Annotated in this window: 19 protein-coding genes; 10 read left to right on the top strand and 9 right to left on the bottom strand. The window is 71.1% G+C overall.

Features of this window, described 5'->3' with window-relative positions; translation table 11 throughout:
- Nucleotides 1–171 precede the first annotated feature (171 nt).
- Nucleotides 172–2751 (bottom strand): aminopeptidase N, encoded by a 2580-nt coding sequence (gene pepN, locus GAS53_RS33450; RefSeq protein WP_151481501.1) that lies wholly within the window; start codon nt 2749–2751, stop codon nt 172–174.
- A gap of 113 nt (nt 2752–2864) precedes the next feature.
- On the opposite strand from pepN, the gene GAS53_RS33445 reads away from it, so the two are divergent.
- Nucleotides 2865–3362, top strand: coding sequence for a DUF1203 domain-containing protein (locus tag GAS53_RS33445; RefSeq protein WP_151481500.1), 498 nt, complete (start codon nt 2865–2867; stop codon nt 3360–3362).
- Nucleotides 3363–3384: 22 nt separating this feature from the next.
- Here the strand turns inward: GAS53_RS33445 and GAS53_RS33440 are convergent, their stop codons facing one another.
- The 3 genes from GAS53_RS33440 to GAS53_RS33430 form a co-directional block, all read right to left on the bottom strand.
- Entirely contained in the window at nt 3385–4389 is a 1005-nt protein-coding gene (locus GAS53_RS33440) for a LysR family transcriptional regulator (RefSeq protein ID WP_151481499.1), read from the bottom strand.
- A gap of 29 nt (nt 4390–4418) precedes the next feature.
- Nucleotides 4419–5396, bottom strand: a complete 978-nt coding sequence (locus GAS53_RS33435; RefSeq protein WP_151481498.1) for a DMT family transporter — start codon at nt 5394–5396, stop codon at nt 4419–4421.
- Between the two features lie 66 nt (nt 5397–5462).
- Nucleotides 5463–6440, bottom strand: coding sequence for an EamA family transporter (locus tag GAS53_RS33430; RefSeq protein WP_151481497.1), 978 nt, complete (start codon nt 6438–6440; stop codon nt 5463–5465).
- A 113-nt stretch (nt 6441–6553) separates the two neighbouring features.
- Between GAS53_RS33430 and GAS53_RS33425 the strand changes: the two genes are divergently transcribed.
- Nucleotides 6554–7069: a MarR family winged helix-turn-helix transcriptional regulator gene (locus tag GAS53_RS33425; protein WP_151481496.1), complete on the top strand. Its 516-nt coding sequence runs from the start codon at nt 6554–6556 to the stop codon at nt 7067–7069.
- Between the two features lie 150 nt (nt 7070–7219).
- Here GAS53_RS33425 and GAS53_RS33420 read toward each other — a convergent pair whose 3' ends face one another.
- Nucleotides 7220–8725, bottom strand: coding sequence for an FAD-dependent monooxygenase (locus tag GAS53_RS33420; protein WP_151481495.1), 1506 nt, complete (start codon nt 8723–8725; stop codon nt 7220–7222).
- Between the two features lie 159 nt (nt 8726–8884).
- Between GAS53_RS33420 and GAS53_RS33415 the strand changes: the two genes are divergently transcribed.
- Nucleotides 8885–9481, top strand: coding sequence for a TetR/AcrR family transcriptional regulator (locus GAS53_RS33415; RefSeq protein WP_151481494.1), 597 nt, complete (start codon nt 8885–8887; stop codon nt 9479–9481).
- Between the two features lie 233 nt (nt 9482–9714).
- Here the strand turns inward: GAS53_RS33415 and GAS53_RS33410 are convergent, their stop codons facing one another.
- Genes GAS53_RS33410 through GAS53_RS33400 form a run of 3 tightly spaced genes read right to left on the bottom strand, consistent with a single transcriptional unit; the run spans nt 9715 to nt 12598 of the window.
- Complete coding sequence (locus GAS53_RS33410; RefSeq protein WP_151481493.1) at nt 9715–10005, bottom strand: hypothetical protein; 291 nt, start codon at nt 10003–10005, stop codon at nt 9715–9717.
- Between the two features lie 20 nt (nt 10006–10025).
- Complete coding sequence (gene malQ / locus GAS53_RS33405; protein ID WP_151481492.1) at nt 10026–12347, bottom strand: 4-alpha-glucanotransferase; 2322 nt, start codon at nt 12345–12347, stop codon at nt 10026–10028.
- Nucleotides 12347–12598, bottom strand: a complete 252-nt coding sequence (locus tag GAS53_RS33400; RefSeq protein ID WP_151481491.1) for a hypothetical protein — start codon at nt 12596–12598, stop codon at nt 12347–12349. Before GAS53_RS33400 ends, malQ begins: the two co-directional genes overlap by 1 nt.
- A 242-nt stretch (nt 12599–12840) precedes the next feature.
- Here GAS53_RS33400 and GAS53_RS33395 point away from each other — a divergent pair, with 242 nt between their 5' ends.
- The 3 genes from GAS53_RS33395 to GAS53_RS33385 are packed head-to-tail and all read left to right on the top strand — an operon-like array spanning nt 12841 to nt 15433.
- A complete protein-coding gene (locus tag GAS53_RS33395) occupies nt 12841–13374 on the top strand; it encodes a PadR family transcriptional regulator (protein ID WP_151481490.1) in 534 nt (177 codons plus the stop codon).
- Nucleotides 13371–14093, top strand: coding sequence for an ABC transporter ATP-binding protein (locus tag GAS53_RS33390; RefSeq protein WP_225859243.1), 723 nt, complete (start codon nt 13371–13373; stop codon nt 14091–14093). The genes GAS53_RS33395 and GAS53_RS33390 overlap by 4 nt, the downstream gene beginning before the upstream one ends.
- Nucleotides 14093–15433 (top strand): FtsX-like permease family protein, encoded by a 1341-nt coding sequence (locus tag GAS53_RS33385; protein ID WP_151481489.1) that lies wholly within the window; start codon nt 14093–14095, stop codon nt 15431–15433. Before GAS53_RS33390 ends, GAS53_RS33385 begins: the two co-directional genes overlap by 1 nt.
- Before the next feature lie 100 nt (nt 15434–15533).
- On the opposite strand, the gene GAS53_RS33380 is transcribed toward GAS53_RS33385, so the two are convergent.
- Complete coding sequence (locus GAS53_RS33380) at nt 15534–16070, bottom strand: HNH endonuclease (RefSeq protein ID WP_151481488.1); 537 nt, start codon at nt 16068–16070, stop codon at nt 15534–15536.
- A gap of 273 nt (nt 16071–16343) precedes the next feature.
- On the opposite strand from GAS53_RS33380, the gene GAS53_RS33375 reads away from it, so the two are divergent.
- From GAS53_RS33375 to GAS53_RS33360, 4 genes are all read left to right on the top strand, one after another.
- Nucleotides 16344–17423 carry a mechanosensitive ion channel family protein gene (locus tag GAS53_RS33375; protein ID WP_151481487.1) on the top strand — a complete coding sequence of 360 codons (1080 nt, stop codon included), beginning with the start codon at nt 16344–16346 and terminating at the stop codon, nt 17421–17423.
- A gap of 264 nt (nt 17424–17687) precedes the next feature.
- A complete protein-coding gene (locus tag GAS53_RS33370) occupies nt 17688–18230 on the top strand; it encodes a hypothetical protein (protein WP_151481486.1) in 543 nt (180 codons plus the stop codon).
- Nucleotides 18231–18484: 254 nt separating this feature from the next.
- On the top strand, nt 18485–19699 hold the full coding sequence (locus GAS53_RS33365) for an ROK family transcriptional regulator (RefSeq protein ID WP_151481485.1): 1215 nt from the start codon (nt 18485–18487) through the stop codon (nt 19697–19699).
- Between the two features lie 135 nt (nt 19700–19834).
- Nucleotides 19835–21172 carry an ABC transporter substrate-binding protein gene (locus tag GAS53_RS33360; protein ID WP_151481484.1) on the top strand — a complete coding sequence of 446 codons (1338 nt, stop codon included), beginning with the start codon at nt 19835–19837 and terminating at the stop codon, nt 21170–21172.
- The last annotated feature ends 3 nt before the right edge of the window (nt 21173–21175 follow it).

The following is a 21175-nucleotide window of genomic DNA, read 5'->3' as shown; positions in this document are numbered from 1 at the left end:
GAGGAGCGGGGGTTCGGGGGCTGGCCCCCGAGACGGGGTCTGGGGCGGAGCCCCAGAAGGATGGGACGGGTAGGGGCGGCGGGGGCGAGAAACGCCACCCCGTCCAAGCGGACCACAGCGCACGAATGGGGCGCCCGGCACAACACCGGGCGCCCCATCCCCGTACGAGTGCTACGGCGTCGCGGCCGCCGCATCCGCCGCCTGGGCCTTCAGGGCGCGTTCGACACCGGAGCGGGACTCCGAGATCAGCCGCCGCAGGGCCGCGCTGGGCTCCGCGGAGGCCAGCCACTCGTCCGTCTTCGTCAGGGTCTGCTCGGAGACCTGGACGGACGGGTAGAGACCGACCGCGATCTGCTGGGCCATCTCGTGGGAGCGCGAGTCCCAGACGTCCTTGACCGCCGCGAAGTACTTGTCCACGTACGGGGCGAGCAGCTCACGCTGGTCGGTCTGGACGAAACCGCCGATCACGGCCTCCTGCACGGCGTTCGGAAGCTTGTCGGACTCGACGACCGAGGCCCAGGCCTCCGCCTTGGCCTCCTCGGTCGGGCGGGCGGCACGGGCGGTCGCCGCGTGACGCTCACCGGCGGCCGTCTTGTCGCGCTCGTACTCGCCCGCGATCTCCGCCTCGTTGTAGCGGCCGACCGCCGCGAGACGCTGCAGGAACGCCCAGCGCAGCTCGGTGTCGACGGCCAGGCCCTCGATGGTCTCCCTGCCTTCGAGCAGGCCCTCCAGGAGATCCAGCTGCTCCGGCGTACGGGCCGTCGCCGCGAAGGCGCGCGCCCAGGCCAGCTGGCGGTCGCTCGCCGGCTCGGCCGCACGCAGGTGCGCGAGTGTGGCGTCCGTCCACCGGGTCAGCAGCGCCTCGCGCGCGGTCGGGTCGGCGTACAGCTCGATCGCCAGCTTCACCTGCCGGTGCAGGGACTGCACGACGCCGATGTCCGACTCCTTGCCGATGCCGGAGAGGACGAGGGACAGGTAGTCGCGGGTGGCCAGCTCGGCGTCGCGGGTCATGTCCCAGGCCGAGGCCCAGCACAGGGCGCGGGGCAGGGACGACTCGAAGTCGCCGAGGTGCTCGGTCACGAAGGCGAGGGACTGCTCGTCGAGACGGACCTTCGCGTACGAGAGGTCGTCGTCGTTGAGCAGGACCACCGCGGCACGGCGCTTGCCCACCAGCTGGGGCACGGCGGTCAGTTCGCCGTCCACGTCCAGCTCGACACGCTCGTCGCGCACCAGCTTGCCGCTCTCGTCGTCGAGGTCGTACAGGCCGACGGCGATGCGGTGCGGACGCAGCGTCGGCTCGCCCTTCGCGCCCGCGGGCAGGGCCGGGGCCTCCTGGCGGATGGCGAAGGAGGTGATGACCCCGTTCTCGTCGGTCTCGATCTCCGGGCGCAGGATGTTGATGCCCGCCGTCTGGAGCCACTTCTCCGACCAGGTGCCCAGGTCGCGTCCGCTGGTCTCCTCCAGCGCGCCCAGCAGGTCGGACAGGCGGGTGTTGCCGTACGCGTGCTGCTTGAAGTACGCCTGCACGCCCCGGAAGAACTCGTCCATGCCGACATACGCGACGAGCTGCTTGAGGACCGAGGCACCCTTGGCGTACGTGATGCCGTCGAAGTTGACGAGCACGTCGTCCAGGTCGCGGATCTCGGCCATGATCGGGTGCGTGGACGGGAGCTGGTCCTGCCGGTACGCCCACGTCTTCATCGAGTTGGCGAAGGTGGTCCAGGAGTGCGGCCAGCGGGACTCGGGGGCGTACGCCTGGCAGGCGATGGAGGTGTAGGTGGCGAACGACTCGTTCAACCACAGGTCGTTCCACCACTCCATCGTCACGAGGTCGCCGAACCACATGTGGGCCAGCTCGTGCAGGATGGTCTCGGCCCGCACCTCGTACGCGGCGTCCGTCACCTTCGACCGGAAGACGTACTGGTCACGAATGGTGACGGCACCAGCATTCTCCATCGCGCCCGCGTTGAACTCCGGGACGAAGAGCTGGTCGTACTTCTTGAACGGGTACGCGTAGTCGAACTTCTCCTGGAACCACTCGAAGCCCTGCCGAGTGACCTCGAAGATCCCGTCCGAGTCGAGGAACTCGGCGAGCGAGGGCCGGCAGTAGATACCGAGAGGGACCGACTGCCCGTCCTTCTCATAAACACTGTGGACGGAGTGGTACGGGCCCACGATGAGCGCGGTGATGTACGTCGAGATCCGGGGCGTCGGCTCGAACACCCACGTGTCGTCCTTGGGCTCCGGCGTCGGGGAGTTGGAGATGACGGTCCAGCCGGTGGGCGCCTTCACCGTGAACTGGAAGGTGGCCTTGAGGTCCGGCTGCTCGAAGCTCGCGAAGACGCGGCGGGCGTCCGGGACCTCGAACTGCGTGTAGAGGTAGGCCTGTTGGTCGACGGGGTCGATGAACCGGTGCAGTCCCTCACCGGTGTTGGTGTACGCGCAGTCGGCCACGACGCGCAGTACGTTGCGCCCCTCCAGGATCTCCGGGAGCGCGATCCGCGAGTCCTTGAAGACCTCGGACGGGTCCAGGGGGTCGCCGTTGAGGATGACTTCGTGGACCGTCGGGGCCACCAGGTCGATGAAGGACTCGACGCCGGTCTCGGCCGAGTCGAAGCGCACCGTGGTCACGGACCGGTAGGTGCCGCCCTCCTGCGCGCCGGAGAGGTCGAGATCGATCTCGTACGAGTCAACGGTGAGCAGCTTCGCCCGCTGCTGTGCCTCTTCGCGGGTCAGGTTTGTGCCAGGCACGCGGTCATCTCCTCGTTATGTGTCAGTTGCGCCATCCTTCCACGGGAGCTGCGGGGAATGCGATGTCCGTTTCCCGCCGGTGGGAGGGGCGTGGGGGCGCGAGTCTGGACTTCATGACGATGTACACCGCACGCCCGATCGCGCCGGGCGCCCTGAAAGAACTCCGTGACGCCGATGACGCCGGCCGGCGCTGCGTCCCGTTCGTCGAGGAGGAGGGCGGGAGTCCGCTGCGTTGCTGTCTGCGGGGCTCTGAGCCGGGGGAGCGAATCGCGCTGGTCTCGTACGCTCCTCTGCGGCGGTGGGCCGCGGAGGCGGGGGTCGATCCCGGTGCGTACGACGAGCAGGGGCCGGTCTTCATCCACGCCGACGACTGTGGCGGGCCCGGGCCCATGGACCGCTATCCGTTCGACCGGCCCGGGGCGCTGCGCACGGTGCGCCGCTACAACGCCCGCGGCGAGATCGTCGGCGGCCGCTTCCTGGAAATCCCGGAGCCGGCCGACGAGGGCTTCGACCGGGCCTTCACTGAGGCCTTCGCCGATCCGGAGGTCGCGCTGGTCCATGTCCGGGCGCTCGAGTACGGCTGCTTCCAGTTCGAGGTGCGGAGGCCGTAGGGGGCGGCGGGGGGCGAAATCCTCACGTGGGACGGCGCGACGTCAGCGCCCGTGCCTCCGTGCGCAACGCATCGAGCACGCGAGCCACCGCCGGCGCCCCCTCACCCCCACGCCGCACCGCGGCAACGACATGCCGCCGAGGCCGATCCTCATCGAGGGCCCGCATCACCACCCCGCCACCCCGGGCGGCGGCAGCCATACGAGGCACCAGCGCAACCCCCATCCCCGCCCCCACCATGGCAAGGATCGCGGTCCACCCGGACGCCGAGTGCCCCTGCCGCGGAGTGAACCCCGCCGCCTCACAGGCGACTCGCGTGATGTCGGACCAGGGCCCACTCCCTCCGAAGATCCACGGCTCGCGAGCGAGATCGGCGAGCCGTACCTCGTCCGCTCCCGCGAGCGCGTGCTCGCGAGGCAGCGCGACATCGAGCGGATCGGCGAGCAGCGACACCCGCGTGAAACGCGCATCGGCCCCGTCCGGCGCGGCCCGGGCCGCGAGCGACAACGCGAGATCCACCTCCCCGGCCCCCAGCAACTCGTACGCCTCGCCCGCCTCGGCCTCACGCACCTGCACAGAGACCCCGGGACTCGACGTACGCAGGGCACGCACCGCGGGTACGACGAGCGCGGGCACGGCCGTGGAGAAGGCCCCCACCCGCACCTCCCCGGCCTCCCCCTGCGTGTACGCCGCCAACTCCGCGTCCGCCCGCTCCAGTTGCTCGAAGACAGCCTCCGCGTGCCGCAGCACGAGATGCGCCGCGCCGGTGAGCCGTACCCGCCGCCCCTGCGCCTCCAGCAGGGGCACACCGAGCTGCTTGGCGAGATTCGTGAGCTGTTGCGACACGGCCGAGGGGGTCAGCGACAGGGCTTCGGCGGTCGCGGTGACGGTGCCGCGTTCGCGCAGGGTACGCAGGATGACGAGCTTCCTGATGTCCCACCTGTCATGGTCCTTGTCGTGGTCCCGCTTGTCGTGGTCCCGCGGGTGGTCGTCCCGCCTGTCGCGGTCCCGCCTGTCGCGCTCGGCCATGGACGGCAACTTATCCGCCACGCCCGCCGTCACCTGCCCCGCACGCCGGCGCCGAGGACGACCCCGCCCAGGATCAGCACCATGCAGAGGAGCTGCACGGGAGTCGTCGGCTCGCCCAGCACCGCGTACGACAGCACCGCCACGCACACCGGCTGGAGGTAGTAGACCGCCCCGGCCCGTGCCGCACCGATCAGCGCGATCGCCTTGTTCCAGGCGAAGAAGGCGAGCGCGGAGGAGAAGACGCCGACGTAGAGGAGCGGTCCGACGGTGGCCGGTGCCGGGTCGAAGGCGCCCTGCGCGGTCACGCTCCACACGTACGCCGGAAGCAGCATCGCAGTACCGAGCGCGAACGCCGTGAAGAGGAACGCGAGCCCGTCGATCTCCCGCGGCTTGTGCCGCAACAGCGCGCTGTACGAGGCGAAGCACGCGGCCGCCCCCGCCATCCAGAGGTCCCCGGCACCGAAGTCGAGCGAGAGCCTCCCGTCGCCCATGAGCAGCAGGACCCCGGCGCAGGCGATCAGCATGCCCGCGATACGGCGCGCTCCGAGGCGTACGCCGCCAGCCCGTTCGTACACCGCCATCAGGACCGGCGACGCGGCCATGATCATGCCCATGGTGCCGGCGGAGGTGGAGACGGCCGCCTGGTTGACGAGGGTGTTGTAGGCGGCGACGCCGAGGAGGGAGGCGAGAAGGAGGAAGCGGAAGTGGCGGCGGAGTACGTGCCGTTGCCGCCAGGCCGCCCGTGCCGCGAACGGGGCGAGGGCGGCGAGTGCCACGATCCAGCGCCAGAAGGCCTGTTGGACGGGCGGGACGCTGTCGTGCAGGGCGCGGGAGGTGACGAAGCTGCCGGACCAGACGACCGTGGCGACCACCGCGAGCGCGATGCCGAGACCGAGGCCGAAGCTGAGGCCGGTGCCGGTGCCGGTGTCGCTGCCGGTGCCGGTTCCGCCGGGTGCCCTCCTCGTCTCGCGCGTGCGGTGCGTACGGGTCCGGTCCAGGAGTGCCACGGTCTATCCCCGCCTCTCTTCCCGTCGCCGGGAACTCGGTCGATGTCGATCTGCGGATCTGCGGATCTACCGTCGCAGCGCGTGAACCGTCACGTCCATCGAATCTTTTCGACCATTCCTTTCAGTTGAACTGAAAGATTCAACCGGCGGAGACGAGGGTTGGGGAGTCGGGCGGAGCGTCGGACGCGCCCCGAGCTGGCCGAACACCGTCGCCCCGAAGGCCAGTGCCATGCCCGCCAGTTGCACGGGGCCCAGCGCCTGGCCGAGCGCCGCCCAGCCGATGGCGGCCGCCGTCAGCGGGGAGAGCGGGCCGAGGAACGTGACCTGCGTGGCGGTGAGCCGGCCGATGCCGCGGAACCAGAGCCAGTACGCGATCGCCGTGTTGGCCAGGGCGAGGTAGAGGTAGCCGCCGACCGCACGGCCGTCCAGCGCGGGCGGCGCGCCCTCCACGAGCAGGGCGGCCGGAGCGATCAACAGCCCGCCCGCGGTCAGCTGCCAGCCGGTGAGGGCCAGTGGGCCCACGCCCTCGGGGCGCCCCCACCGCTTCGTCAGTACCGTGCCGGCGGACATCGACGCGGTCGAGGCGAGGGCCGCCAGCAGGCCAACGGCGTCGAGGGCCCCGGCCACCTTCAGCACGACCAGGCTCACACCGAGAGCCGCCGCAATGCCCGTGAGGAGCGTACGGAGGGTCGGGCGTTCGCCGAGCAGGGCCGCCGCGAGGCCCGCGACGAAGAGCGGGCCGATGGAACCGACGACCGCGGCCATACCGCCGGGCAGCCGGTACGCGGAGAGGAAGAGCAGCGGGAAGAAGGCGCCGATGTTCAGCGCGCCCAGAGCCGCCGCCTTCCACCACCAGACACCGCGGGGCAGCCTGCGGGCAAGGGCGAGCAGGACGAGACCGGCGGGCAGGGCACGCATCAGGCCGGTGAACAGGGGGCGGTCGGCCGGGAGGAACTCCGTGGTCACGGCGTAGGTGGAGCCCCAGGAGATGGGGGCCAGGGCGGTGAGGAGGATGGTGACCGGGGCGGTGGCGGGGCGGTTCATGACCGGCTCCAGGGAGGATGAAGATCGCTTGATGGAAAGTAGCTTAGCTCTAAGCTACTTTCTACCAAGCTTCTTTCTTGCCGCCAAGTGGTGCGGGGCGGATACTTCGTCCCATGAGCACGTCCAAGTCACCCAGGGACCCCGTCGACGCGATCATCGATCAGTGGGCCTCGGTCCGGCCCGACCTGGACACGGCGGCGATGGAGGTCTTCGGCCGCGTCTTCCGGCTCTCGCGGGCGATGGGCGACCGGATGGAGAAGAGCTACGCCCGACTCGGAATCTCACGCGGCGAGTTCGACGTACTCGCCACCCTGCGGCGGTCCGGCGCCCCGTACACCCTCTCGCCGCGCCAGCTCTCGGCGACGCTGATGCTGACCACGGGAGGCATGACCGGACGGCTCGACAAGCTGGAACGGGCCGGTCTGCTCCGCAGATCCCCCGACCCCCACGACCGCCGGGCCCTCCAAGTGACGCTCACCGACAGGGGGTTGGAGCTCGTCGACGAGGCGGTCGGAGCCGGACTCGCCGTCCAGACGGAGGCGCTTTCGGCCCTCGACGAGGAACAGGCCGACCAACTGGCCGACCTGTTGCGTCAGTTGCTGGCGGCCACGGGCGAGACGGGCCGCTAGCACGGGGCTTTGAGCTTCGGAGCCTTCGAGCCCCGGGCCCCGGGTCCTTGAGGCTCTGAGCCTTGCGGCCTTGCGGCCCTGCGGCTCTGTGGCCCTGCGGCTCTGTGGCCCTGTGGCCCCGTGGGCCTGTGGCCCTGTGGCCCTGTGGCCTCAGCCTCGGCCGACGGCCTCAGTCAGGGCGGCCTCGATCTCCTCGGTGTTCGCCGAGTCCGCCGCCCAGGCCGCGTATCCGTCCGGGCGGACCAGGAGGACCGTACGGCGGTCGCTTGCCCAACTCGCCACGGTGAGGCGGTCCTTGCGGGCGCCCGCGTCGAGGCCCACGGAGGTGCCGGCCGGGGTGACGAGTACGAACCTGCCGCCGCGCAGGGCCTCGTAGAGGCGTCCGTTCCGCAGCGCCACGTCCGGGACACGCTTGCCGACCAGGGAGTGGGAGCCGCGCGGGGCCGGATACGCGTAGCCGATGCCGGTGACCTGGCCGACCATGCGGGTGCGGGCCGGGCGGGCGTGGTCCAGGAACGCGGTGAGCAGGGCACGGGCCGCGAGTGTCCAGGGCCGCTTGGCCATCGCGAGCCGTACGATTCCGCCGCTGCTGCGGAGGACGGACTTTCCGACCGGGTGGCGCTCGGCCTGGTAGGTGTCCAGCAGGTCGGCGTGACCGTACCCGTTGAGGGTCGCCGCGAGCTTCCAGCTCAGGTTGGCGGCGTCCTGGAGGCCGGTGTTCATGCCCTGGCCGCCGGCCGGGGTGTGGACGTGCGCGGCGTCCCCGGCGAGGAGGACCCGGCCCACGCGGTACGCCGGAGCCTGGCGCTCGTCGCTGTGGAAGCGGGACATCCAACGGGCGTCGTGCATACCGAAGTCACGGCCGAGGGCGAGCCGGGTGATCTCCTTGACCTCGTCGAGGTCGAGGGGCTCGTCGTCGGCGACGTCACGTCCGCGGTGCCAGCCGATCACCCGGTAGTAGCCGTCCCCGAACGGCGCGAGGAAGGCGAACGCGTCCCCGACCGCGTTCACGGTCAGCAACGTCGCGGGCTCCTCGGCGAGCCTGACGTCGGCGAGGACGACGGAACGGATCACCGAGTGCCCGGGGAAGGGCAGCCCCACCGCCTCCCGTACGGCACTGCGCATCCCGTCCGTCCCGACGACATACGCGGCCCGCAGCTCCTGCGCGTCCCCGCCGGACCCCCCGCCGGACCCGCGCACCCGGAGCGTCACCCCGTCCGCGTCCTGCACGAGCCCCGTCACCTCGGTCTCGTACGCGAACCGCACCCCCGCCTCTACCGCCCGCCGCTCCAGCGCCTTCTCCACCTCGTACTGCGGCAGCACGAGCAGGTGGTTGAAGCGTGAGGGAAGAGTGGTGAGGTCGACGGTCAGCCGGGTGAAGAGACGCAGCCGGTCGAGCGTCTGCCCCTTGGCCTCCAACTCGTCGGCGATCCCTCGGGCATCGAGCTGCTCCAGCGTGCGGGCGTGCAGGACGAACGCACGGGAGAGGTTGCTGATCTTGTGCGCGCGCTTCTCGACGAGGGTGACGGGGACACCGGCGGTGGCGAGGTCTCCGGCCAGCAGCAGCCCGGTGGGGCCCGCGCCGACGACGATGACGTCGCGGGTGACGGCGGAGGTGGCGGTGCTGCGGGCGGTGCTGCGGGTCTTGCCGTTCATGGCGGCCTCCTGGCGCGTGCCAACGGTTGTTGGTCAAGGGCTGTTGGCCAACTCCAGGTTGCCAACATTCGTTGGCCAACACTTGTAGGCCAACGCCTGTTTGCCACCATAGAGCGACACCGCTGGACCGTCAACACTTGTTGGCCTACGCTTGTTGGCATGACAGGCACCGAGACCGACAGCGACTCCCCCGCCCCTTCGCACCGCCGCTCCGACGCCACCCGCGCCACCATCCTGACCGCCGCGCGCGAACGGTTCGCCGCCGACGGATACGAGCGCGCGACCATCCGCGCCATCGCCCGCGACGCGAAGATCGACCCCTCGATGGTGATGCGCTACTACGGCAACAAGGAGGGCCTGTTCGCCGCGGCCATCGACATCGATCTGCGGCTGCCGGTGCCGGAGAAGGTGCCGAAGGAGGACGTCGGCCGGATCTTCGTCGAGCACTTCGTGGATCTGTGGGAGAAGAACGAGGTGCTGACGGCGTTGCTCCGGGTCGGGGTCACCAACGCCGCCGGGGCCGAGCGTATGCAGGGCATCTTCAAGGAGCAGTTGCTGCCGGTCGCCCTGCGTGTCTGCCCCGACCCCGAGCAGTCCCGCGCCCGTGCCGCGCTCGTGGCGTCACAGATGCTGGGGATGGCGCTGACCCGTTACGTCCTGCGGTTCCCGCCCGCCGTGGACCTGCACCGCGAGGAGATCGTGGCCTGGCTGGCGCCGACCGTCCAGCGCTATCTGACCGCCCCGCACCCCGGCTGAGCGGCCTCGATGAAGTCCGGTGCGATACCTCGCCCCGTAAGGGGCGCGGGGAACTGCGCGACCAGCCCCCACCGACCCGCAGGTTCATCACCGTGCTGCCAGCGGCGTAGTCGCTGAGGCCGCGCCCGCGAAAGCGCGGAGAACACGCCGAGGGCACGGTCCTCACCCACGTACGCAACTGCGCAGGTGGGTGAGGACCGTGCCCTCGAAGAAGTGACTCGGAGCGGACCCGGTCAGGAGGCCTTCGCGGAAGCCTTCGCCTCGACCTTGCCCTTCGCCTGGGTCTTCGCCTTCGGCCGGCGGTCCGTCGACCCGTCGAGGACCCAGACCAGACCGGCGATGACCACGAACAGGCCGATCGGCGCCACGACATAGAGCCCCAGCGTCTCGATGACACTCAGGCCCTGACCGGGGTCGTCGCCGTCGTCGGGCGTCAGCGCGAGCGCGGGGGACGACATGAGCAGCATCATCAGCGTCGTACCGGCAGCCAGGGCGCCGGCGCGCAGGGCGTTCTTCTTGTCCACGGTGCAAACGTAGCGAACACCTAATCCGGCCGCGCGCCCGGGGGTGCCGTACGGGCCCCGGGGCCTCCGGCGTCCGGCCCGCAGCCTCCGGCGGCCCGCCCCCCGCGCACCACGTCGATGAGGGCGTGCAGCCGAGGTGAGGCGGCGAGTTCCTCCAGGGTGACGGGGCGGCCCTCGGCGTCGGCGATGGGCAGGCGCCAGTTCGGGTACTGGTCCCAGGTGCCGGGCAGGTTCTGCGGGCGGCGGTCGCCGACGGTGTCCGGGAGCCAGACGCCGATCATGCGGGCGGGGGTGCGCAGCAGGAAGCGGTGCAGGGCCTGGATCTCCGCCTCCTCCGACTGCTCGTACAACCCGCCGGCCGCCCCCTGGAGCAGTCCGAGCCGGGCGAGCAGCGCCAGCCACTCCCCCGCCTCGGCGGCCGCCTCGGCCTGTTCCTCCTCCACGGGCCGGGTCAACAGGCCCAGCCGGTCGCGGAGTTCGATGTGGTCGCCGGTGAGCCGGGACGCGGTGGGCGGCAGGTCGTGAGTGGTGGCGGTGGCGAGACAGTCGGCGCGCCAGCGTTCGGGGGGCAGCGGCAGCCCCGTACCGTCCCAGTCGCGTTCGAACCACAGCACGGAGGTGCCGAGTACGCCGCGTTCGTGCAGGGTCTCCCGTACGCCGGGCTCGACGGTGCCGAGGTCCTCGCCGATCACCAGTGCTCCGGCGCGGTGGGCCTCCAGAGCGAGGATGGCGAGCATGGCCTCGGCGTCGTAGCGGACGTAGGTGCCCTCGGTGGCCGGGCGGCCCTGCGGGATCCACCACAGGCGGAAGAGGCCCATGACGTGGTCGATACGGAGGGCGCCGGCGTAGCGGAAGAGGGCGCGCAGGAGGCGGCGGTACGGGGCGTAGCCGGACTCGGCGAGGCGGTCCGGGCGCCAGGGCGGCAGGCCCCAGTCCTGGCCCTGCACGCTGAACGCGTCCGGGGGCGCGCCGACCGACATGCCCGCCGCGAAGTACTCCTGTTGCGCCCAGGCGTCGGCGCCGCCCGGGTGGACGCCCACCGCGAGGTCGTGCACGAGCCCGACCGCCATCCCCGCGTCGCGCGCGCTGCGCTGGGCGGTGGCGAGCTGGGCGTCCGTCAGCCAGGCGAGGCGGCTGTGGAAGTCGACGCGGTCCATCAACTCGCCCCGGGCGCGGGCGGTTTCGGCCGAGCGGGGGTCGCGCAGGCGGGCGGGCCACTTCTGCCAGTCGGAGCCGTACACCTCCGCGAGCGCGCACCAGGTGGCGTGGTCCTCCAGCGCCTCGCCCTCCTCGGCGAGGAAGTCGCAGTAGGCGGCGCGCCGTCCGGGCCCGAGCGGCACGTCCCGTACCAGCTCCAGGGCCTCGCGCTTCAGCTCCCACACGGCGTCGCGGTCGATCAACGCGCCTTTGTGCAGCACGGATTCGCGCAGCCGGTCGGCCCGCTCCAGGAGCGTTCGGACGCGGTTCCGCTCCCGCTCGTCGGCGTACGCGAACTCGGGGATGTCCTCGACGCGCAGGTACACGGGGTCGGGGTAGCGGCGCGAGGAGGGCCGGTACGGGGAGGGGTCGGTGGGCGCGCCGGGCACGGCCGCGTGCATCGGGTTGACCTGTACGAACCCGGCCCCGAGCGCCCGCCCCGCCCACGCCGTCAGCTCGGCGAGGTCCCCGAGATCCCCCATGCCCCACGACCGCCGCGACAGGAGCGAGTAGACCTGCACGAGCAGCCCGTACGTACGCCCCGGCGGCGCGGGCAACCGCGCCGGCGCGACGACGAGATGGGCCCGGGCCGTACGCCCGTCGGGCGCGGTCGCCTCCAACTCATGAACCCCGAGCGGCAGTTGCTCGGCGGACGCCCGGGTCTCACCCTGCTCGGTACGGATACGGAGCCGCGTCCCGGCTGGCAGCGCGGCGAGAGCGGAGGCGAGCGAGGAGTCGCCCGGGAAGCCGGGCGGGGCGGCGGAGGGGTGGCCGCCGACCGCGGGCGCGGGGCTGCCGGCCACAGACGTGGGGTCCCCGACCGGTCCGCCCGGCCGGCGCCCGGCGTCGCCCGCGTCGCTCGCGGTGGGCGTGGCGGGCGCGGACCCGGCCGCCGGGGAGTCGGAGTGACCTCCCGCGGACGCGGCCCCGCTCCAGCACACCACCGTCGGCGGCAGCAGCCGGTCCCGCAGCTCGGCCTCGCGCGCGGCGAGGGCCGCGCGGACGGCGTCCGGTGTCCTCGCGCTGACTCCCAGCGCGGCGAGCGCGGCGACGACCGCCGTGTCCGAGGCCGCGACCGTGCGGCCCGGGGACGGGCTGTAGGACGTGGCGACGCCGTGCAGCGCGGCGAGCCGGGAGAGCGCCATCAGACCCCCGATGGATCCAGGCCCGCGGCGGCGCCCGTGGAGGTGGGCTCGCTCGTCAGGGGCGCGGCGTCGGCGAGGGGAGGTTCGCTGGTGAGGGGGGCGGCGTCGGGCAGCGGCGGCTCACTGGTGAGCGGCGCCTCGGAGCAGGCCCCTTCGGCGCTGAAGACACAGAGGTGCGGGTCGGGGTCGGCGGCCACGTCCGCCGGGCGTTTGGAGAGGGCCGAGAGCAGGAGCTGTGCTGATGCGGCCACGGAGGCCTCCTTGTTCCGAAGTCGTACGGGCGGGTCAGGGCAGCCCTACCCAGCGGGCGGGCCCGCAGACGTGACGGCCGGTACAACGTGCCCCTGCTCACATTCTGTCCCCGATGGGCCATGTGACCAAGAGCGCCCGGGCGACCGCCGTCCGTGATCACACGTACCCGACTCGTCAGTGGGGTCAGGTTTTTCGAGATCACTATTCACTCGCTACATATATTGAGTACATACTGAGTGCCATGAGCACCCGCCACATCCTGCTGGGACTGCTCGCCGGAGGTCCGAGCCATGGCTACGACCTCAAGCGACGCCATGACGAACGCTTTCCGCAGGCCCGCCCGCTGGCCTACGGCCAGGTCTATACGACCTTGCAGCGCCTGGTCCGCGACGGTCTCGCCGAGGTCGACGGGACCGACTCGGACGGCGGTCCGGAGCGGACGCGATACCGGTCCACCGACAAGGGGGCGAAGGAACTCGCCGCGTGGACGGGCGAGATCACCGCGCCCGCGCCCTTCGTGACGAACGAGATCTTCGCGAAGGTCGTGTGCGCGATCCTCGCCTCGACCGACGCGGCCGGCTATCTGAGCGCCCAGCGCGCCGCGCACATGGCGCGCATGCGGGAGCTCACGGCGCTCAAGACCGCGCCTGACGCCGACCTCGCGACGGTCCTCTCGGCCGACTACGCCCTCAACCACCTCGACGCCGACCTGCGCTGGATGACGACCACCGCGGCCCGGCTCACCACTCTGACCGCGGAGGTCGACGCAGCATGAGCAGTCCGCCCATGGGCAGTACACAGCAGACCGTGCCGATCCTGGCGGCCCGGGGCCTCGCCAAGACGCACGGCAGGACGCGGGCGCTGCGCGACGCGTCGGTGGAGTTGCGGGCGGGCGAGATCCTCGCCGTCACCGGCGCGAGCGGCAGCGGCAAGTCCACGCTGCTGCACTGTCTGGCCGGGATCGTCCGCCCCGACGAGGGCTCGGTCGTCTACGCCGAGCAGCGCCTCGACCAGCTGCCGGAAGAGCGGCTGAGCGAGCTGCGGCGTACGGAGTTCGGGGTGGTGTTCCAGTTCGGGCAGCTGATCCCGGAGTTGACCGCGCTCGACAACGTGGCGCTGCCGATGCTGCTCGCCGGGACCGCCCGCAAGGACGCCCATGAGCGGGCGGGCGAGTGGCTGGAGCGGTTCGGCGTACGCGGCCAGGAGACGCTGCGGCCCGGGGAGATGAGCGGCGGTCAATCCCAACGGGTGTCGCTGGCACGGGCGTTGGTGACCGGCCCCAAGGTCGTCTTCGCCGACGAACCCACCGGCGCGCTCGACTCCCTCGCGAGTGAGCAGGTGATGACCGCACTGGTGCACACGGCCCGGGAGGCCGGCACGGCGGTGCTGCTCATCACGCACGACGCCCAGGTCGCGGCGTACGCGGACCGTGAGGTGTGGCTGCGGGACGGTGTCGTCTCCCAGGACGCGGCGGACCTGGAGGTGGCTCAGTGATGGGGGATCTCCGGCTCGCCTGGCTACTGACGCAGGGTTCCGACCGGCGGGAATGGTGGCGGGTGACGCTGACGGCGGTGGGGGCCGCGCTGGCCACCGGGTTCGGGCTCGCGGCGGTCGCGATCGCCTCGGTGCGCGGGAACGTGGACTTCCCTTATCTCAACGGCCTGCTGGACGAGCCGGGGGTACGTTCCGGGGTGGTCGTCGCGCTGCTGCTCCTGCTGGTGCCGGTGCTCGGGTTCCTCGGGCAGTGCGCGCGCATCGGCGCCGTGCACCGTGACCGGCGGCTGGCCTCGCTGCGCCTCGTCGGGGCGACGGCGAAGCAGGTGCGGCGCATCGCGGCTCTGGAGGCGGGCCTGGCCTGCCTGGTGGGGTCGGCGGTCGCCGCGGTGTTCTCCGTACTCCTCCTGCTACCCCTGTGGGAGCGGCCCCCGCTCCTGCTCTGGGGCGGCTTCGCCCTGGTGACGTCGGCCGTGCCGGTCCTGGCCGCGCTGGTGAGTGTGATCGCGCTGCGCCGGGTCGTGGCCTCGCCGCTGGGATGGGTGCGCCGGGTGCGGCCGGAGCGTGGCGGGAGCGCGGTTCTCACGCTGGGAGTGCCCGCGCTGCTGGTGGGCCTGGCGGTCGTACTGGTCCTCGTGTGGGGCGTCCAGGCGAGCGCCGGCGCGTTCCCGCTGGCTGTGCTCGGCGCGGTGGTGCTGACCGCGGCCGGCTCGGTCGCGGTCGCCGGGGCCACGGCCCGGATCACCGGCCGACGGCTCGCCGCCCGGACCGAGAACCCGGCGGTGCTGATCGCGGCCGAACGCCTCCGCACCGACCCCTGGGCAGCCGCGCGCACCCACGCCGCCGTACTCCTGGTGGCCATCGTGGGCGTGAGCTTCCTGGGCGTACGGCAGATGCTGCTCGACGATTTGAACGGCCCGGGATACAGCCGCTCCCCCGAGGACATGGCCTTCTACACCACCGGCATCAACCTCGCGGGCGCCGCCGTCCTGGTCGCGCTGGCCATCACCCTGAGCGGTCTCGCCGTCGGTGCCGCCGAGTCGCTGGCCACCCGGCGCCGGGGCCTCGCCGCGCAGGCCGCCGCCGGCGTACCGCGGGCGGTGCTCGGCCGGGCGCTGCTGCTCGAGACCGCGCTGCCGCTGGCCCCGGCGATGCTGCTCGCGGGCATCGGCGGCACCGCGGTGTATGTCGCGTACGGGCTGGTGGTGGAGGTCTCCCTCCCGCTGCTGCTGCCGCTGCTGTTCCCGGCGGCGGTCTACGTGTCCTGCCTGCTCGCGGCGGCCACATCGCTGCCGCTGCTGCGGCGCGCGGTCCGGCCGAGCGAGCTGCGCTACACGTAGCCCCATGTGGCTCCGCATAAAGACTCGGCTCTCCGGGAGGCGCGAGGGGACCTCCCGGAGAGCCGGACAAGGGCGGAAGGCAAGACGAAGGCCCGGATCGTCAGGCGGAGATGCCGTCGATCCGGGCCATCGCGTCCTCCGCGCCGTACGGCTGCAGGTAGGGCAGCCAGCGCGGGTCCCTATGCCCGGTTCCGATGATGCGCCAAGCGAGCCCCGATGGCGGGGCCGGTTTATGGCGCAGGCGCCAGCCGATCTCGACCAGGTGACGGTCGGCCTTGACGTGATTGCAGCGGCGGCAGGACGCCACCACGTTGTCCCAGGCGTGCTGACCCCCGCGGCTGCGCGGGATGACGTGGTCGACGCTGGTTGCGACGCCACCGCAATACATGCACCGGCCGCCGTCGCGGGCGAACAGTGCCCGACGGGTCAGCGGAACGGGCCCCCGATAAGGGACCCGTACGAACCTTTTCAGCCGGACCACGCTGGGAGCGGGAACAGTAACGGTCGCACTATGCATAAAGGCGCCGGATTCCTCGAGGCAGACAGCCTTGTTCTCGAGGACGAGGACGAGCGCGCGGCGGAGCGGTACGACGCCGAGCGGCTCGTACGACGCGTTGAGGACCAGGACATGCGGCACGGATGGCCTCCTTGTACGCCGGCGGCGCGTGGCTCGCGCCGGGACGATCTGTAGTCAGTCTCCCCTCAGGCCTGGTGGAAGCGCCACCATGTCCCGGTAACGGGCTGGGAGTGTTTTCGACCACACCTTATTCATCCCCAGGTGAGCACAGTCTCTCCCTCGAACATTGCAGCGATCCACACATGGTGCCCCGTTAGTGTGGTGGTTCTGCCCGTTCGGTAACCCTTCCGATGTCCTGCCGCGGGCGGACCGCTACGCCTGGAGGTACCTGCCGTGTTCTTGTCCGTCCTGTCGGCCGCCGATCCCACCGAGGATCCGACGGCGCCAACGCTCCAGGACGCCCAGGAGAGCGCGAACAACGCCGCGAGCTGGGTCGAGCAGAACTGGTCCACATGGCTCAGCATCGGCCTGCGGGTGCTGCTGATCGTGGTGATCGCGGGAGTGCTGAGATTCGTCATCCGGCGGTCCATCACCAAGCTGATAGACCGCATGAACCGCACGGCGCAGGCGGTCGACGGCACGGCCCTCGGCGGCCTCCTGGTCAACGTCGAGCGCCGCCGTCAGCGCTCCCAGGCCATCGGTTCGGTACTCCGCTCGGTCGCGTCCTTCCTGATCATGGGCACGGCCGCGCTGATGATCCTCGGCACGTTCGAGATCAACCTCGCCCCGCTGCTGGCCTCGGCCGGTGTGGCGGGCGTGGCGATCGGTTTCGGCGCCCGCAACCTCGTGACGGACTTCCTCTCCGGCGTCTTCATGATCCTGGAGGACCAGTACGGCGTCGGTGACACGGTCGACGCGGGCGTCGCGTCCGGCGAGGTCATCGAGGTCGGCCTCCGGGTCACCAAGCTCCGCGGCGACAACGGCGAGATCTGGTACGTACGCAACGGCGAGGTGAAGCGCATCGGCAACCTCTCCCAGGGCTGGGCCACGGCCGGTGTCGACGTCACGGTCCGTCCCTCGGAAGACCTGGACCGTGTGAAGGCCCTGCTCAACCAGGTGGGCGAGGACATGAGCAAGGACGAGCCCTGGAACGAGCGCCTCTGGGGTCCTATCGAGGTCCTCGGCCTCGACAGCGTGCTGTTGGACTCGATGGTGGTCCGCGTCTCCGCCAAGACGATGCCCGGCAAGGCGCTCTCCGTGGAACGCGAACTGCGCTGGCGCATCAAGCGCGCGTTCGACGCGGCCGGCATCCGCATCGTCGGCGGCCTCCCCATCCAGTCGGACGACGAACCGGCGTCCGACCCGACGGCGGGCATGGCTGCCCCGTCCGCGTACGCCAACACGGCGTCCCCCCAGTCGCAGACGGCTTCCCCCCTAGCGCCGGCGGCGGCACCGACGAATGTGACGAAGTAGGGGCGAGAGCTTTCTCATACGCGTCTCGTGCGCGTCTCATACGCGCATCCGTGCGCGGGGGCGGGGGAACGCTGGGGCGGACGCGTGGGGCTCCGTGGGGCGACGCGTGGGGATCCAGCCTTCGGGAGGGGTCCCCAGGGTCCGGTGCTAGACAACAGGCCGCACCCGATCGCCAACGCCCAACGCCCAGGAGTCCCCGTGAGCGTCCTTGCCGGCTCCCCTGTGTCCCGACGATCCCTCCGGCCGGCTGGAGGCGCCCTTCTTGTGGCGCTTCTCGTGGCCGGCTGCGGCTCGTCGTCCGACAACGGCGCTTCCGGCAACAGCGCGTCCGGCAAAGGGAAACCGTCGGGCAAACCCACGAGCAAGGTCACCGCGCCCGCAAGCACGAGCAAGCCCGTCGACCCGCCGGCCACGTCGACTCCGCCGCCGTCCCCGTCCCCGACCCCGGTGACCGCCTCGGACGGCCGGCGTTACTCGGCCTGTGCGGACGGCACCTGCGAGGTGGCCGTGTCCCGGCCGGTCCGTATCGCCGTGGAGGGCGGCACTCTCTCCGTGACCAAGGTGAAGCCCGAGGACAGCATGGGCTTCGAGCTGACGTTCGCGAGTGGTGGCGGGGGCTCCGGCACCCTGAAGGGCACGTGCGGTGCCGTCTTCACGTTCTATCGGGGCGGCGGTGCCGGCGCCTCGTCCTGCGGCACCGACACCTCCGCCGCGACTCCGCCCGCCCCGGAGCCGGGAGCGCTCCTGATGCAGTTGGCCGGCTGGAACTCCGACGGGGCCGCGGTCCTGCGGTTGGTGTCCGGCTGACGACGCCGGCAACAGCGGCTGTCGGGAGTCCGTAGGGCTGAGCACCCCACAGGACTCCGGTGGGGCGCAGCACCCGCACCACCACCCCGCACGTAACGAGTTGGTTTCCGCCAGTGGCCGGTATTGACGCTGCCGCGAGGTGCGGCCTACCTTCCTCCCACCGATAGGAAAGTTTACTAACAGTGCTTCTCCGGGTGGACTTCCCGAGGAGGCCACTGAGAAACTTGGCCGCTGAAGGGCAGGTGTCGTGACTGATGGCAGGATCCGCCGGTACGCCGGGCACCCCGCGCGTCCTGCGCGCCATGAACGATCGGGCCGCTCTTGACCTGCTCCTGGAGCACGGCCCGCTGTCGCGGACGCGGATCGGCAAGCTGACCGGTCTGTCGAAGCCGACCGCCTCGCAGTTGCTGGCCCGGCTGGAGGCGGCGGGGCTCGTCCTCGTCACCGGTACCAGTGAGGGGCGGCCGGGGCCCAACGCGCAGTTGTACGCGGTGAATCCTGCCGCCGCGTACGCCGCCGGCCTGGACGTGACGCCCGAGCGGATCCTCGCCGCCGTCGCCGATGTGACGGGCCGGACGGTGGGAGAGTACGAACTGCTCACCCCAGGCCGGCGTCCCGCGCAGACCGTCGTGCGGCAGATCACCGACGCCCTCGACGGCGCCGTGAAGGCGGCGGGGCTGGTACGGGCCGACATCCAGCGGCTCGTCATCGGCACGCCCGGCGCGTTCGACCCCAACACCGGGCGGCTGCGCTATGCCTCCCATCTGCCGGGGTGGCACTCCCCCACCCTGCTCGACGAACTCGCGGCAGCGCTGCCGATGCCCGTCGAGTACGAGAACGACGTCAACCTCGTCGCCATCGCCGAGCAGCGGCTCGGTGCGGCCCGGGGGCACGAGGACTTCGTACTGCTGTGGAACGAGGGCGGTCTCGGCGCCGCCCTCGTGATCGGCGGACGCCTGCACCGCGGCTGGACCGGCGGCGCCGGCGAGGTCGGGTTCCTGCCCGTGCCCGGCGCGCCGCTCGTACGGCACGTCACCAAGGCCAACAGCGGTGGCTACCAGGAACTGGCCGGCTCCCAGGCCATCCCCAAGCTCGCCCGCGAACTCGGCATCCAGCCCATACCCACCGGGCCGTACGCCGAAGTCGCCGCCACGCTCGTCGAGCAGGCCGCGGACGTCAACGCGGGGCCCCACCGGCAGCTCCTGCAGACGTACGCGACCGGCCTCGCCACCGGTCTCGCGTCGCTCGTCTCCGTACTCGACCCCGAACTCGTCGTCCTCAGCGGCGCCTCGCTCAGCAAGGGCGGCGAACTGCTGCGCGCGCTGGTGCAGGCCGAGCTGGAGGAGCTGGCCGCGCCCCGTCCGCGCCTCGTCATCGGCGACGTACCTGAACACCCCGTGCTGCGCGGCGCGTTGGAGAGCGCGCTCGCGGCCACCCGTGACGAGGTCTTCGACACCTCCGCCCACTGAAGCCCGTAGCCCATGAGCTTCATGACTTCATGAGCTTCATGAGGCCATAGGTCCCAAGAGCTCGGCGCCCGCGCCCCGAGACGCTCGAACTCCCACCCCCCGTCCAACCCCGTCCCGTCCTAGGGAGACTTCGCCATGCCCGGAATATCCAGGAAAGCGGCCGTCGCGCTCGCTGCGTCCACCTCCATCGTCTTGTTCGCCACCGCTTGCACCGGCCAGTCGGACTCCCGCGCCACGGACGACCCGAACGCCAAGACCACGATCACGTTCTGGCACGGCTGGAGCGCGCCCGCCGAGGTGAAGGCGGTCCAGGAGAACATCGACCGCTTCGAGAAGGAGCACCCCAACATCAAGGTGAAGGTCGTCGGCAACATCAACGATGACAAGCTCAACCAGGCGTTGCGCGCGGGTGGTTCCAACGGGCCCGACGTGGTGTCGTCGTTCACCACGTCCAACGTCGGGAAGTTCTGTTCGTCCGGCGCCTTCGCCGACCTCGAGCCGTTCATCGAGAAGTCGAAGCTCGACCTCGACAAGATCATCCCGAAGCCGATGCTGGAGTACACCCAGTTCGAGGGCACGCGCTGCGCGATGCCGCTGCTCGGCGACGCGTACGGCCTCTACTACAACAAGGACGCCTTCGAGAAGGCCGGCATCAAGGAGCCTCCGAAGACGTGGTCCGAGTTCGCCGGGGTCGCGAAGAAGCTGACGAAGACCAAGGGGGACTCGTACGAGCAGCTCGGCTTCATGCCGAACTACCACGGCTACGAGACCGTGGTGGACCACTACATGTCGCAGTGGGACCACGCCTACTTCGACAAGGACGGCAAGTCCGGCATCGCCGAGGACCCGGCCTTCGCCGAGATGTTCACGTACCAGAAGAAGCTCGTCGATGAGCTCGGCGGTTTCCAGAAGCTGGAGAAGTACCGCAACACGTTCGGTGACGAGTGGGGTGCCAAGCACCCCTTCCACACCGGCCAGCTGGCGATGCAGCTCGATGGCGAGTGGCGGCTCGGCATGGCGAAGGACGCCGGCGTGAAGTTCGAGATCGGCACGGCCCCGATGCCTGTCGCCGACGACGAGGTCGCCGAGTACGGCAAGGGCTTCCTCTCCGGCACGATCATGGGGATCGCTCCGCAGAGCAAGAAGCAGAACGCGGCCTGGGAGCTGGTGAAGTACATGACGACCGACACCGAGGCCGTCGTCGCCTTCGCCAATGCCATCCACAATGTGCCTTCCACACTCGCCGCGCTGAAGTCGCCCGACCTGAAGGTCGACCCCGGCTTCAAGACCTTCCTGGACATCGCGCAGCATCCGGAGTCCAACACCCCGCCGGCCTCCGTCAACGGCTCGACGTACCAGACGACGCTGCAGGACTTCGGCTACCAGTACGAGTCCGGCAAGGCGAAGGATCTCAAGGCCGGTCTGAAGAAGACCGCCGAGCAGATCGACCGCGACATCGAGCAGGCGAAGTAGCCC

It is taken from the genome of Streptomyces albicerus (assembly GCF_008905045.1).
GTDB lineage: Bacteria > Actinomycetota > Actinomycetes > Streptomycetales > Streptomycetaceae > Streptomyces > Streptomyces albicerus.
The sequence above is the reverse complement of the archived record's forward strand: the minus strand, read 5'-3'. Positions and strand labels throughout refer to the sequence as shown.